Below are 12727 nucleotides of genomic sequence, written 5' to 3'. Positions count from 1 at the left end.
TTCCTCCCATGGCGCGGTTCATTTTTATCACCGGCGGCGTGGTCTCCTCCCTTGGCAAAGGTTTGATGGCGGCTAGCCTTGCGGCATTGTTGCAGGCACGCGGATATCGCGTGCGCATCCGGAAGTTCGACCCCTATCTGAACGTCGATCCGGGCACGATGTCGCCCTATCAGCATGGCGAGGTCTATGTGACCGACGACGGGGCCGAAACCGACCTCGATCTTGGCCATTATGAACGCTTTACCGGCGTTGCGGCGCGGCAGAGCGACAATGTCACCTCGGGCCGCATCTATCGCGACATCATCGCCAAGGAACGCCGCGGCGACTATCTGGGCGCGACGGTCCAGGTCGTTCCGCACGTCACCGACGCGATCAAGGCCTTTGCCCGGGCCGATACCGACGATCTGGATTTCGTGCTGTGCGAGATCGGCGGCACCGTCGGCGACATCGAATCGCTGCCGTTCATCGAGGCGATCCGCCAGCTTCGCAACGAGGTCGGGCGCGAAAATGCCATTTCGGTGCATGTCACGCTGGTCCCCTATATCGCCGCGGCGGGCGAACTGAAGACCAAGCCGACCCAGCATAGCGTGCGCGAACTCGCATCGTTGGGCGTCCAGCCCGACATCTTGCTGTGCCGCTGCGAAAAGCCGCTGCCCGACGGCGAGCGCGCCAAGATCGCCCAATTCTGCAACGTGCGGAAGGAGGCCGTGATCCCGGCGCTCGACGCCGACAGCATCTATTCGGTGCCGGTCCAATATCATGGCGAAGGCCTGGACAATGAAGTGCTGCATGCCTTTGGCATCCATGATGCGCCCGAGCCCGACCTGTCGCGCTGGTACGACATCATGGACCGCAAGCTGCACCCCGAAGGCGAGGTGACGATCGGCGTCGTCGGCAAATATGTCCAGCTTCCCGATGCGTATAAGTCGCTGAACGAGGCGCTGGTCCACGGCGGCATGGCGCACCGGGTCAAGGTCAATATCCGCTGGCTCGACGCCGAATTGTTCGAGCGCGACGAGGATCTGGCCGCCAATCTGGAACCGATGCACGGCATATTGGTGCCCGGCGGTTTCGGCGAGCGCGGATCGGAAGGCAAGATCGCCAGTGTGCGCTTTGCCCGCGAACGCGGCGTGCCTTTTTTCGGCATCTGCCTCGGCATGCAGATGGCGTGCATCGAGGCGGCGCGGAACACCAGCGGCATCGAAGCGGCGTCGAGCACCGAATTCGGCGCGACCGACGAACCGATTGTCGGCCTGATCACCGAATGGATGAGCGCCGAAGGCCTGCAACAGCGCGGTGCGAACACCGACCTTGGCGGCACGATGCGGCTGGGCGCCTATGACGCCAAGCTGTCGCCGAACAGCCATGTCGCGGCGGTTTACGGTGCCGAAGCGATCAGCGAGCGCCACCGTCACCGCTATGAGGTGAACGGCGCCTATCGCGAAAAGCTGGAAAAGGGCGGACTGGTCTTTTCAGGCATGTCGCCCGATGGCATGTTGCCCGAAATCGTCGAACGTCCGGACCATCCGTGGTTCATCGGGGTGCAGTTCCACCCCGAGCTGAAGTCGAAGCCCTTTGACCCGCATCCGCTGTTCAAGGGCTTTATCGAGGCGGCGGTCAAGCACAGCCGGCTGGTCTGACCCCGCCGGGAACGGCAGGCGAACGGCACGGTACGGCAAGACAACGACACCGCAACGGCACCGCAACGGTACAGGGGAATCAGGGCATGGATCACGCGAAGCTCGCCGGACTACAGAGCCCTGACAGCATCTTTTCCGGGCTGACGGTCGACGACTGGGGCGACCTGACCGCCCGCGCGGTGCAGGTGAGTTTCGCCAAGGGCAAGGAAATCCTGTGCCAGGGCGAAGCCGGCGACGGGCTGATCATCCTGACCGAAGGCAGCGCGCGGGTGTCGATGCTGACCGCCAACGGCCGCGAAATCGTCCTTGCCTATGCCGAACCCGGCGCCGTGCTGGGCGAGATTGCACTGCTCGACGGCGGCGAACGGACGGCATCGGTGATCGCGACGAGCGCGGGCAGCGCGCTGCAACTCGGCCGCAATGCGTTCCGCGATTTCGCGACGAGCCATCCCGAATTTTCCTGGTCGTTGATGCAGCAACTCGCCCGGCGGCTGCGCACCGCCGACCAGACGATCGAAAGCGACCGCGCCTATGCGTCGGGTCCGCGCCTTGCCCGCTATTTGAAGCGGCTGATCCGCAAGGATGTCGAAAGTTCGCACCGCGTCGAGCTGAGCCAGACCGAGCTGGGCAATTTCGCGGGCATGAGCCGCGAACATATCAACCGCCAGCTCAGAAGCTGGGAAGAATCGGGCATCATCTCGCTCGAACAGGGGCGGGTCCGCGTGCTCGACGCCGACACGCTCGAAGAAATCAGCGAAAGCGAAAGCTAGAGATATCGCCGCCTGGCGCCGACCGGGCGATCCGGTGATCAGGCAGCGCGTTGCTTGCGGCCCCTTTCCTTGCCGTCCCTGAGGCGGCGGCGGGGTTTTGTTCGGGTGCGCCGATAGGCTGTCCCCGCGTTGAGGCGTTGCGTCGTACCCCGGCGGGCCTAGAGCTTGGGCAGGGTGACGCCCTTTTGCCCCATATATTTGCCCGCGCGGTCGGCGTAGCTGGTTTCGCAGGGCTGGTCGCCCTTCAGGAACAGGAACTGGCACGCGCCTTCATTGGCATAGATTTTGGCGGGCAGCGGGGTGGTGTTCGAAAATTCCAGCGTCACATGCCCCTCCCAGCCCGGTTCGAGCGGAGTGACGTTGACGATGATGCCGCAGCGGGCATAGGTCGATTTGCCGAGGCAGATCACCAGCACGTCGCGCGGGATGCGGAAATATTCGACCGTGCGGGCGAGCGCAAAGCTGTTCGGCGGGATGATGCAGACATCGGTTTCGCGGTCGACAAAGCTGTTCGCGGCGAAATCCTTGGGATCGACCACCGCGCTGTCGACATTGGTGAAAATCTTGAATTCGGGCGCGACGCGCGCGTCATAGCCATAGGAGGAGAGGCCGTAGCTGATGCAGCCGTCGCGGCGCTGTGCCTCCACAAAGGGTTCGATCATGCCCTGGGTGCGGGCGGCTTCGCGAATCCAGATATCGGAAAGAATGGCCATGGGTGTCTCTTGTCGGTGGCGGGGCGGTTGCGCAAGCGGTCAATCGGGGATGAGGCCCAGATCCTTGGGACCGAAAGCGGCGGGCAGCAGTTCGCTCAGCCGGTAGCTGGCGACCTGTGCCCCGTCGCCCGAGGCGCAATGCACCCAAATGTCGGTTCGCGACCGTTCGGCGGCTTCGTTCAGAATCTGGCGGCAGCGGCCGCAAGGGTGGACCGGATCGCTGCCGAGCAGTGCCTCGCCATCGGGGCGCCCGCCGACAATCGCGACCGCGGCCAGTTCGGCGATCCAGCCTTCGTTGGCGATTTTCGCGATCGCGCTCGTCTCTGCGCAGAGGGTCAGGCCGTAGCTGGCATTCTCGACATTGGCGCCCGTCACGACGTCGCCGTTCTTGAGCAGCAGCGCGGCGCCGACGTGAAAACCCGAATAGGGCGCATAGGCGCGCGCCGCGGCCTCGCGCGCGGCGCCGATCAACGCATCGCGGCTGTCGCTGTCGGTCATCGCATCTCTCCTTGCGGGCGCAGCACATTCCATCCGACCGTGCCGTCGGCGCCCGACAGCCGGACATAATCGTTCGCGCGCCACATCGCCCAGCTGTGCGCGCCATAATCGGGTTCGAAAAAGTCGCGGCGCAGCCAGATGGTCCGCGCAATGCCGCTCGTCACCTTGTAATCGGCCTCGAACGCGGGGCCGGGCGCGATCAGGCTGCGCTTGCCGCTATGCGCCTCGATCTGCGCGAGGAAGGTCGCCAGTTCGGACAGCAACAGCGCGCGCGTCGGCCGGTCGGGGCAATTGTCGTCGAAATCGAGCCATACCGCGGCCGGCAGCGCGTCGGCGCGGCGCGGGACGTGACGGATGAAATTCGCCGCCTGGTCGGTCGCGAGCCGGCACAGGCTGTAGCGATGGACCGCACCCGCCTGAATCCCCGCTTCGCGCGCGGCGGCCATGTTGCGAGCGAAGGCGGGATCGACCTGGTTGGCCCCCGCAGTCGCCGCGATATAGGCGAAATCGGCGCCCGCCGCCTTGATCGATCCCCAGCGGACATCGCCATTCGCGGCGTCGATCGTCACCCCCTGGGTCGGATAGAGCGCGCGGTCGGGGGTCCAGCGTGCGGCCCACCACAGCGCCAGCCCGGCGCACAGCAGCATCAGCACCACCGCCGCGCCGCCGCGCCGCAGCCCGCGCAGGATGGCGGCACGCCAGTCGCCGCCTGTGCCGCGGTTTGCGCCCGTCCGTTGCCTGGCTTTGCCTTTTGCCGCCCCGTCCGCCATCGCTATCCCTTGATGTGGAGGACGCAGATCAGCGTGAACAGGCGCCGCGCGGTGTCGAAATCGACATCGATCTTTCCGTCGAGCCGTTCGACGAGCATGTCGGCGGCCTCGTTGTGCAGCGCCCGGCGCGCCATGTCGACGGTTTCGATCTGCTGGGCGGTGGCGGTGCGGATCGCCTGATAATAGCTGTCGCAGATCGCGAAATAGTCGCGGATCGGGCGGCGGAAACGCCCCAGCCCGAGGATCACCGATTCCAGCGGCGTGCCGTCCTCGCGCCCGATGTCGAACACCAGCCGCCCTTCCTCGACCCGCAGCAACAGCCGATAGGGGCCGGCATAGCCGTCGGCATGTTCGCGCTGCGGCGCGAAATGATTCTGTTCGATCAGGTCGAATATCGCGACGCGGCGTTCCTGCTCGACGTCGGCACTGCGCCAGACGATCGATCCTTCGTCAAGATCGACGGCGATGATACGCTGAAAATTGCGGTCCGCTTCGGCCATGATGGCGCCGCTTGTAAAGACGCGGCGGGGAGGCGCAAGGGGACTTATCCCCAGACGGGTCCACGGCGATGATCGGAAGGGCGATGATCGCCGTTGCATGAACGAGGCCGCCGTCGCATGGTGGCGCCATGCCCGAACTAGCCCTGTTTCCGACCCCGGCCCCGGCCGGGGATGAGCGCCAATTGCCCCGCAATATCGAGGCGGAGGCGGCCTTTCTGGGCGCGATTCTGATCGATAACCGAGTCGTCGAGGATTTGCCGGTGCAGCTGAATGCCGCGCATTTCTTTGAACCGCTGCACGGCCGCATTTTCCAGCAGGCGATGGCGCTGATCGAACGCAACAGCATCGCGACCCCGGTGACGCTGAAACCCTATTTCGAAGCCGACGAGGCGATGAAGGCGGTCGGCGGGGTCGGCTATCTGGCCCAGCTGACCGGCAGCGGCGCCGGGCTGATCGGGGCGCGCGATTTCGCGCGGCAGATTTTCGACCTGGCGCTGCTGCGCGAACTGGTCGGGGTGGGGCGCGGCCTGGTCGATGGCGCGCTCGACACCAGCGAGAGCGTCGATCCGCATGCGCAGATCGAGGAAGCCGAAACCGCGCTTTACCGCGTCGCCGGGGGCGAGGCCGAAATGGGGTCGGTCAAAAGCTTCAACGTCGCCAGCCTGACCGCGTTGCAGGCGGCCGAGCGCGCGCTCAATTCGGGCGGCCATCTGTCGGGGATCACCACCGGCATTTCCAGCGTCAACGCCAAGATCGGCGGCATGCACAATTCGGACTTGATGATCCTCGCCGGGCGTCCGGGGATGGGCAAGACGTCGCTGGCGACCAACATCGCCTATAATGCCGCCGAGCGCTGGCGGCGCGACGAAGATGACGGCATTCCGCCCGAAAAGAATATGGGCGCCAAGGTCGCCTTTTTCAGCCTCGAAATGTCGGCCGACCAGCTCGCGACGCGCGTGCTCGCCGAACAATCGGGGGTATCGGGCGAAGCGCTGCGCATGGGCAAGATCAGCAAGGAACAGTTTCAGCAGCTCAGCCGCGCGGCACAGCAGTTGCAGACGCTGCCGCTGTTCATCGACGACACGCCGGGCCTGACGATCGCCAGCCTGCGCACCCGCGCGCGCCGCCTGCAACGCCGCCACGGCATCGGTTTCATCATCGTCGACTATCTTCAGCTGTTGCAGGGTTCGTCGAAAAGCGGCGACAACCGGGTTCAGGAAATTTCCGAAATTTCCCGCGGTCTCAAAACGCTGGCAAAGGAACTTCATGTTCCGGTGATGGCGCTGTCGCAGCTCAGCCGCCAGGTCGAAAGCCGCGAGGACAAACGCCCGCAGCTGTCCGACCTTCGCGAATCGGGGTCGATCGAGCAGGACGCCGACATGGTCTTTTTCGTGTTCCGCGAGGATTATTATGTCGCGGCGCGCGAACCCAAGCGCCCGGTCGAGGGCGACGATGTGAAAATCCATGCGGCGCACGAGGAATGGGCCGCCGAAATGGAGCGCGTCTTTGGCCTGGCCGAGCTGATCGTCGCCAAATCGCGTCACGGTTCGACCGGCAAGGTGCGCCTGCAATTCGATGCCAAGACGACCAAGTTCCATGATCTGGCCGACGACAGCCAGGCCTATGAGGATTATGAATAGCTGACGTTACCCCGGTGAAGGCCCGGCGCGCCGGTCAGAAGGACAGCGCCATCTGGCCGTCCCGTTCCGGCGGGCGGAACAGGTCGGTGCGGAGCGCGGGAAAGCCGCCGTCGAGGTCGTGGAGCCGCGCGGCGCGCCGGAAACGGGTGCGGATCAGCTGGGCCCAGACACCGCGCCCCTTCATGCGCGTGAAATAGCCTGGGTCGTTGTCGCGCCCGCCGCGAATATCCTGAACCATATGCATCACCTTGCCGGCGCGGTCGGGGTAATGGTCCGCGAGCCAGGCGCGAAACAGCGGCGCCACCTCGAACGGCAGGCGCAGCAGGATATAGGAGGCGCGGATCGCCCCTGCGTCGGCGGCGGCGGCCATGATCGCCTCTATCTCGTGGTCGGTGATCGCGGGGATGATCGGCGCGATATTGACCTGGGTCGGCACGCCGGCGTCGATCAGCCGCCGGATCGCGGCAAGACGCCGCCGCGGATGCGGCGCCCGCGGTTCGAGCGTGCGAGCGATATGCGGGTCGAGGCTGGTCACCGACACCGCCACGCCGACCAGCCCGTCGCGCGCCATGGCGGCGAGCAGATCGATATCGCGCAGCAGCCGGTCGGACTTGGTGGTGATCAGCAGCGGGTGGCGCGTTTCGGCGAGCAGTTCGACAACCGACCGCGTGACGCCCCATTCGCGTTCGATCGGCTGATAACCGTCGGTGTTGGTGCCGATCGCGATGGGGGCCACCCGGTAATTGCGCCGGGCAAGCTCGTCGCGCAGCAGCTTTGCCGCGTCGGGTTTGGCGAACAGCCGGCTTTCGAAATCAAGCCCCGGCGACAGGTCGTGATAGGCGTGGGTCGGCCGGGCATAGCAATAGATGCAGCCATGTTCGCAGCCGCGATAGGGGTTGATCGAGCGATCGAAGCCGAGATCGGGCGACTGGTTGCGTGCGATGATCGTTTTGGGATGTTCGGCCGTGACGGTGGTGCGCAGCGGTGGCGGTGCGCCGTCGATGGCCTTGCGGTCGTCGAGCCAGTCGCCGTCGGCCTCGCGCTCGAGCGATCCGGTGCGGGTCGGACGCAAATTGGTGGGCGCGCCGCGACCGGGAATTGAGGGCAGGGGTTTGGCCGGTTCCACCGCCTCCATTTACCTGTTCGCCTAGAACAAATAAAGAACAAAAAGCCGGCGGTTGCCGATAAGGATTGTGGGCGCGCGCGGGCGGCGGGCCTATTCGGTCAGGCGCGGCATCAGTTCGACGAAGTTGCAGGGGCGGTAGCGGCTGTCGAGCTGGGTCGCCAAAATCCCCTCCCACGCATCGCGGACCGCCCCGGTCGAGCCGGGAAGCGCGAAGATATAGGTACCGCGCGCGACAATCGCGCAGGCGCGCGACTGGATCGTCGAGGTGCCGATCTTTTGATAGCTGAGCCAGCGGAACAGCTCGCCGAACCCTGGAATCTCCTTGCCGTCGAGGCGGCGCAGCGCCTCGGGCGTCACGTCGCGGCCGGTGAGCCCGGTACCGCCAGTGGTGATCACGGCGTCGACCTGTGGATCGTCGATCCAGTTGTGAAGGCGCGAGACGATGAGGTCGGCTTCATCCCGGATGATCGCGCGGGCGGCGAGCCGGTGCCCCGCCGTGGTCAGCATGTCCTGCAGCGCGTCGCCCGAACGGTCGTCTGCGGCGCTGCGGCTGTCCGAAATGGTCAGCAGCGCGATCCGGACGGGACGAAAGGGCAGGGTGGGGTCGATCGCCACCGGCGTCAGTCGGCGTTGCCGCTGCCCGCATAGCTCAGCCGGATGCGGTCCTTGCCATCGGGAAAGCGCGGCCACTGCCCCTGTGCGAGCGCGGCGCGGCTGACCGAAGGCTTGCCCTGCTGGGCTTCGTACATCCAATAGTTGCGCAGCACGATGCCGACATAGCCGCGGGTTTCCCAATAGGGGATCGATTCCATGTAGAGCAGCGGATCGCCATTGTCGCGAATCTCGCTTTGCCAGCGCGCGACGGGGGCCGGGCCGGCGTTATAGGCGGCGATCACCTTGGGCAGCAGGCCGCCGGTCGCCGATTCCCGGCTGAGATGTTGCAGATAGCGCTGGCCCAGATCCATGTTGACCGAAGGGGTCTTGAGATCGCTGAGCGCGGCCTTGATCTGTCCGTCGTTCCAGCGAACGATGTCGCGGGCGGTGCCGGGACGCACCTGCATCAGCCCCTGCGCGCCGGCCGAACTGACCACGGCGCGCTGAAAGCGCGATTCCTGAAGGGTATGCGCAAAGACCAGCGCCGGATCGACCTTCCACCCGCCGACCGGTTCCCAGCGTGGCTGGGGGTAGCGATTGGCGGCGGCGAGCTTGCGGCCCTGCGGCGTGTTGTGGGCCAGATAAAGCTGGGTTTCGGGCAGGCTGAGCGCGCCGGCGATGCCGATCAACTGCGCGTGCTGATCGCCTTTTCCGATCCGCGCCTGGTGCCGCAGCGTTTCGTCGGCATATTTGTCCTCGCCGATTTCGGCGAGCGCCATCGCGATGCGGACGTTCGGCAGATCCTCGAGCGCGCGCCACGCGCTGCGGTCGGCGCGGACATTCTCGCGCTGGCGACCGGCTTCGATCCCCAGCGATTCGGCGGCGAGCAGGCCGTAGAAAGTTTCCTCATTGCCCGCGGCGGCGCGCAGGCGCGGCTGGGCGAGTGCGGGCTGTCCGGCGGCGATCGATGCGCGGGCGGCCCAATAATGGCCCGCGGCGCGCAATTCGCTGTCGGGCGCTTCGCGCGCGACGCGATCGAACGCCGAAAGGGCGCTGCGATAATCGGCAAGCCGCCATGCGGCGAGGCCCTGAACCCAGGCGCCCTGCGTCGCCCATGATCCGCCGCCCTGCGACGACATCTGCGCCAGACGCAGCGCATTCTGATCGTCATTTTCGATATAATAGGACCAGGCGACCTTTTGCGTCCATTCGGCGCGCGCCTCCGGGCTGAGCTTGTCGATCACCGCATTCAGCAAAGCCTCTGCGCCCGCCGGATCGTCATTCTTGATCCGATCGGGAATGCTGGAGGCGAGCCCGCTGGCAAAGGGGTCGCTGACACTGTCGGCGCCGACACGTCGCGGCGCGCTGCCCGCCCAGTTGAGCCGGGTTTCGGCGGGCAGGGTCGGAAGGTCGGAGGCACCGCGCCGTGCGGCGAGGCGGCCGAGTTGCGCCGCCTGCGGCAGATAGGGCGAGCGCGCGAGGATCGGCAGGATGTCGGTGATTTCGGCGCGCGGGCTGTTCGCGTCGAGCAACAGTTCGGCGCGCAGGAAATCGGCGAGCAGCCCGTCGCGATCATCGTCGAGCAATTGCCTGGCCTCACCCCAGCGCTGGCCGCGGATCGCGGCGAGAATCTGGCCATAGGCCTGTTTCTGCCGCGACGAGAGGATGTCGGGCACCGTCTGTGCCGCCGCCGCGAGCGGGCGGTCGCCGGCATCGGCCGCCATGGCGGGCGCGACGCCCCCGGCGGTCAACAGGCCGGCGGCAAGGAAAAATTTGTTCATGTTCCGCATCTGTCAACGTCCCTGGTTGAGCAGTTTCAGGCTATCCCAGGCGGCGGCCTTTTGCGCCGGTCGGGCCAGCAGCATCGCCGGATGAGCGACTGCCGCCACCTCCACTTTGCCGCCATCTTGGTTAATATCGAGTAACCTTCCGCGCGCGTCGGCGAGCGGCATCGCCGCCGCCATGCGGACGATGTCGCTGCCGATCAGCAGCAGCCGCTGTGGCTGCGCGAGGCGCAGATGGTGCCAGAGCAGGCGGTCGAGTTCGGCAAGGTCGTCCTCTGCGCACCGTCCGCCGGGCGGCCGGGTGACGGCAAGGCTGGCGACATAGCAATCGTCGCGCACCATGCCGATCGCGCGCAGCATCGCGTCGAGCAGCGTCCCGGCGTCGCCGGTGAAGAGTTCGCCCTGGCGCTGGTCGTCGATTTCGGGCCAGGCGGTGAGCAGCATCAGCGGTGCGCGCGCCTCGCCGACCGGCAGGACGCGCCGCGCGTCCCATTGCGCACCGGGCACATCGTCGCTTTCGCCAAGCCAGCGCCGGAAGTCGTCCCATTGGTCGGGAAGGGCGACCGGTCCCTTCGGCCCGTCGTCCTTGGGGGCATCCTGTCGTTGCAATATGGCGGGCAGCGGCGGCGGTTCGATATCGACGACGGCCACCCTGGGCTTGGTTGCCGCAGCGTCATTCGCCGGCGCAAGGTCAAGCCAGCCTGCCGGCGCTTCGCCGACGAGCGCATCGATGCCCGCAAGCGACCACCAGTCGCAATAGCTTTCCGCCAGTCGTGCCGAGTTCAACCCACCCATGAATTTGTTCAAACAGGCGGTTGACGGACCCGTCAATTGGCGGGCATCGCAATTCGTGACAGAATGAGCGCCGCATACGACGAATGATCGGCGCGGGGATGGCAGAAAGGTTTTGGACGTGAGCGAACGGGAATCGATGCCTTATGACGTGGTCATCGTCGGCGCGGGGCCGGCGGGCCTTTCGGCGGCGATCCGCCTCAAGCAGATGGCGAATGAGGCGGGCAGCGAATTGTCGGTCTGTATCCTCGAAAAAGGGTCGGAAGTCGGCGCGCATATCCTGTCGGGCGCGGTCATCGATCCCAAATCGCTCGACGAGCTGATCCCCGACTGGCGGACGCAGGGCTGTCCGCTTGCCGAAGTGGCGGTCAACGACAACCAGCATTGGGTGCTGACCAAGACCAAGAAGCTGGGCGTGCCGCATTTCATTACCCCCGGCTTCATGCACAACAAGGGCACCTATACCGGCAGCCTCGGCAATCTTTGCCGCTGGCTCGCCGAACAGGCCGAAGCCCTGGGGGTCGAGATTTTCCCCGGATTCGCCGCTGCCGAAATCCTTTATAACGAAGACGGATCGGTAAAGGGGGTCGCGACCGGCGACATGGGCATCGCCCGTGACGGAAGCCACAAGGCGGATTATGCCCCCGGGCTCGAACTCCACGCCAAATATACCTTCTTTGGCGAAGGCGTGCGCGGGCATCTGACCAAGATGCTGAAGCCGCAATTCGCGCTCGACGCCGATTGCGAACCGCAGGTCTATGGCCTGGGGGTCAAGGAATTGTGGGACATCGATCCCGAAAATCACGCGCCGGGGCGGGTCATCCACACCCAGGGCTGGCCGCTGGACGCACATGCCAATGGCGGCGGGTTCCTTTATCATCAGGCGAACGGACAGGTCGCGCTGGGCTTCGTGACCTGGCTCAATTACCGCAACCCGCACATCTCCCCCTTTCAGGAGATGCAGAAGTGGAAGACCCACCCCGAGATCGCGAAGATTTTGAAGGGCGGCAAGCGGGTTTCCTATGGCGCGCGGGCGATCAGCGACGGCGGCTATCAATCGGTGCCCAAGCTTGCCTTTCCGGGCGGCGCGCTGATCGGCGACAGCGCCGGTTTCCTGAACGTGCCGCGGATCAAGGGCACCCACACCGCGATGAAGTCGGGGATGATGGCCGCCGAGGCGGCGTTTGCGGCGGTGAATGCAGGGCGCGCGGGCGATACGCTGGCCGCCTATCAGGACGCCTATGACGACAGCTGGGTGAAAAAGGAGTTGGGGATTGTTCGCAACGTCCTGCCGCTGGTCGAGAAATTCGGCGATCTGGCGGGCACCATCCTGTCGGGCATGACGATGTGGCTGGAAAGTTTCGGCATCCGGATGCCCTTCACGATGAAGCATCACCCGGACAATAGCACGCTGTACCGTGCCGACATGATGCCCAAGCCCGACTATCCAAAGCCCGACGGCGTCCTGACCTTTGACCGTCTGTCCTCGGTGTTCCTGTCGAACACCAATCATGAGGAAGACCAGCCGGTTCATCTGCAGCTCAAGGATCCGACGATCCCGGTCGAATATAATCTGCCGCTTTATGACGAGCCCGCGCAGCGTTATTGCCCGGCGGGGGTTTACGAGATTGTCGGTGCCGACGAAGGCGATCCGAAATTCGTGATCAACGCGCAGAATTGCGTCCATTGCAAGACATGCGACATTAAGGACCCGACCCAGAATATCAACTGGGTCACTCCCGAAGGCGGCGGAGGCCCCAATTATCCGAATATGTAAGCCCGCCGGTTTCGCGCTGATCGCGGCGGCATCGATCGTCGCCCTGCCATCCCGTGCCGCCGAGGACAGCAAGGCGGCGCTTCATGCGCTGGTTTCGGCCCGCCTGGCAGAAGAGGCGCGGCA

Annotated in this window: 12 protein-coding genes; 4 read left to right on the top strand and 8 right to left on the bottom strand. The window is 65.4% G+C overall.

All coding sequences use genetic code 11. From position 1 onward, the window contains the following. The first annotated feature begins 8 nt into the window (after positions 1-8). Both U0S50_RS05200 and U0S50_RS05195 read left to right on the top strand, forming a co-directional pair. Positions 9-1640: a CTP synthase gene (locus U0S50_RS05200; protein WP_322307696.1), complete on the top strand. Its 1632-nt coding sequence runs from the start codon at positions 9-11 to the stop codon at positions 1638-1640. Positions 1641-1726: 86 nt separating this feature from the next. Continuing rightward, positions 1727-2410 (top strand): Crp/Fnr family transcriptional regulator, encoded by a 684-nt coding sequence (locus U0S50_RS05195; RefSeq protein ID WP_322307695.1) that lies wholly within the window; start codon positions 1727-1729, stop codon positions 2408-2410. A gap of 158 nt (positions 2411-2568) precedes the next feature. Here U0S50_RS05195 and dcd read toward each other — a convergent pair whose 3' ends face one another. The 4 genes from dcd to U0S50_RS05175 are packed head-to-tail and all read right to left on the bottom strand — an operon-like array spanning position 2569 to position 4891. After that, positions 2569-3123, bottom strand: coding sequence for a dCTP deaminase (gene dcd / locus U0S50_RS05190; RefSeq protein WP_322307694.1), 555 nt, complete (start codon positions 3121-3123; stop codon positions 2569-2571). Positions 3124-3162: 39 nt separating this feature from the next. Beyond that, positions 3163-3621 carry a cytidine deaminase gene (locus U0S50_RS05185; RefSeq protein ID WP_322307693.1) on the bottom strand — a complete coding sequence of 153 codons (459 nt, stop codon included), beginning with the start codon at positions 3619-3621 and terminating at the stop codon, positions 3163-3165. Next, complete coding sequence (locus tag U0S50_RS05180; RefSeq protein WP_322307692.1) at positions 3618-4391, bottom strand: GH25 family lysozyme; 774 nt, start codon at positions 4389-4391, stop codon at positions 3618-3620. The genes U0S50_RS05185 and U0S50_RS05180 overlap by 4 nt, the downstream gene beginning before the upstream one ends. 2 nt (positions 4392-4393) lie before the next feature. Then, the gene (locus tag U0S50_RS05175) at positions 4394-4891 is read right to left on the bottom strand and encodes a UPF0262 family protein (protein WP_322307691.1); all 498 of its coding nucleotides are present in this window, start codon (positions 4889-4891) and stop codon (positions 4394-4396) included. 128 nt (positions 4892-5019) lie between these two features. Between U0S50_RS05175 and U0S50_RS05170 the strand changes: the two genes are divergently transcribed. Then, a complete protein-coding gene (locus U0S50_RS05170; protein WP_322307690.1) occupies positions 5020-6531 on the top strand; it encodes a replicative DNA helicase in 1512 nt (503 codons plus the stop codon). Between the two features lie 34 nt (positions 6532-6565). Here U0S50_RS05170 and U0S50_RS05165 read toward each other — a convergent pair whose 3' ends face one another. From U0S50_RS05165 to U0S50_RS05150, 4 genes are all read right to left on the bottom strand, one after another. Further along, a complete protein-coding gene (locus tag U0S50_RS05165; protein WP_322307689.1) occupies positions 6566-7666 on the bottom strand; it encodes a PA0069 family radical SAM protein in 1101 nt (366 codons plus the stop codon). Positions 7667-7747: 81 nt separating this feature from the next. Further along, on the bottom strand, positions 7748-8272 hold the full coding sequence (moaB, locus tag U0S50_RS05160) for a molybdenum cofactor biosynthesis protein B (protein ID WP_322307688.1): 525 nt from the start codon (positions 8270-8272) through the stop codon (positions 7748-7750). A 5-nt stretch (positions 8273-8277) separates the two neighbouring features. Then, the gene (locus tag U0S50_RS05155; RefSeq protein ID WP_322307687.1) at positions 8278-10032 is read right to left on the bottom strand and encodes a lytic transglycosylase domain-containing protein; all 1755 of its coding nucleotides are present in this window, start codon (positions 10030-10032) and stop codon (positions 8278-8280) included. A gap of 12 nt (positions 10033-10044) precedes the next feature. Further along, complete coding sequence (locus U0S50_RS05150) at positions 10045-10830, bottom strand: uracil-DNA glycosylase family protein (RefSeq protein ID WP_322307686.1); 786 nt, start codon at positions 10828-10830, stop codon at positions 10045-10047. A gap of 118 nt (positions 10831-10948) precedes the next feature. Here U0S50_RS05150 and U0S50_RS05145 point away from each other — a divergent pair, with 118 nt between their 5' ends. Continuing rightward, complete coding sequence (locus U0S50_RS05145) at positions 10949-12604, top strand: electron transfer flavoprotein-ubiquinone oxidoreductase (RefSeq protein WP_322307685.1); 1656 nt, start codon at positions 10949-10951, stop codon at positions 12602-12604. The last annotated feature ends 123 nt before the right edge of the window (positions 12605-12727 follow it).

The sequence above is a fragment of the Sphingopyxis sp. genome, from assembly GCF_034380315.1.
In the GTDB taxonomy this organism is placed as follows: Bacteria; Pseudomonadota; Alphaproteobacteria; order Sphingomonadales; family Sphingomonadaceae; genus Sphingopyxis.
This window is presented reverse-complemented; position numbering and strand designations above follow the sequence as displayed.

Excerpts from the sequence above, each read along its gene's own strand:
- U0S50_RS05200 (WP_322307696.1), top strand. The coding sequence starts at position 9 with ATGGCGCGGTTCATTTTTATCACCGGCGGCGTGGTCTCCTCCCTTGGC.
- U0S50_RS05195 (WP_322307695.1), top strand. The coding sequence starts at position 1,727 with ATGGATCACGCGAAGCTCGCCGGACTACAGAGCCCTGACAGCATCTTT.
- dcd (WP_322307694.1), bottom strand. The coding sequence starts at position 3,123 with ATGGCCATTCTTTCCGATATCTGGATTCGCGAAGCCGCCCGCACCCAG.
- U0S50_RS05185 (WP_322307693.1), bottom strand. The coding sequence starts at position 3,621 with ATGACCGACAGCGACAGCCGCGATGCGTTGATCGGCGCCGCGCGCGAG.
- U0S50_RS05180 (WP_322307692.1), bottom strand. The coding sequence starts at position 4,391 with ATGGCGGACGGGGCGGCAAAAGGCAAAGCCAGGCAACGGACGGGCGCA.
- U0S50_RS05175 (WP_322307691.1), bottom strand. The coding sequence starts at position 4,891 with ATGGCCGAAGCGGACCGCAATTTTCAGCGTATCATCGCCGTCGATCTT.
- U0S50_RS05170 (WP_322307690.1), top strand. The coding sequence starts at position 5,020 with ATGCCCGAACTAGCCCTGTTTCCGACCCCGGCCCCGGCCGGGGATGAG.
- U0S50_RS05165 (WP_322307689.1), bottom strand. The coding sequence starts at position 7,666 with ATGGAGGCGGTGGAACCGGCCAAACCCCTGCCCTCAATTCCCGGTCGC.
- U0S50_RS05155 (WP_322307687.1), bottom strand. The coding sequence starts at position 10,032 with ATGAACAAATTTTTCCTTGCCGCCGGCCTGTTGACCGCCGGGGGCGTC.
- U0S50_RS05150 (WP_322307686.1), bottom strand. The coding sequence starts at position 10,830 with ATGGGTGGGTTGAACTCGGCACGACTGGCGGAAAGCTATTGCGACTGG.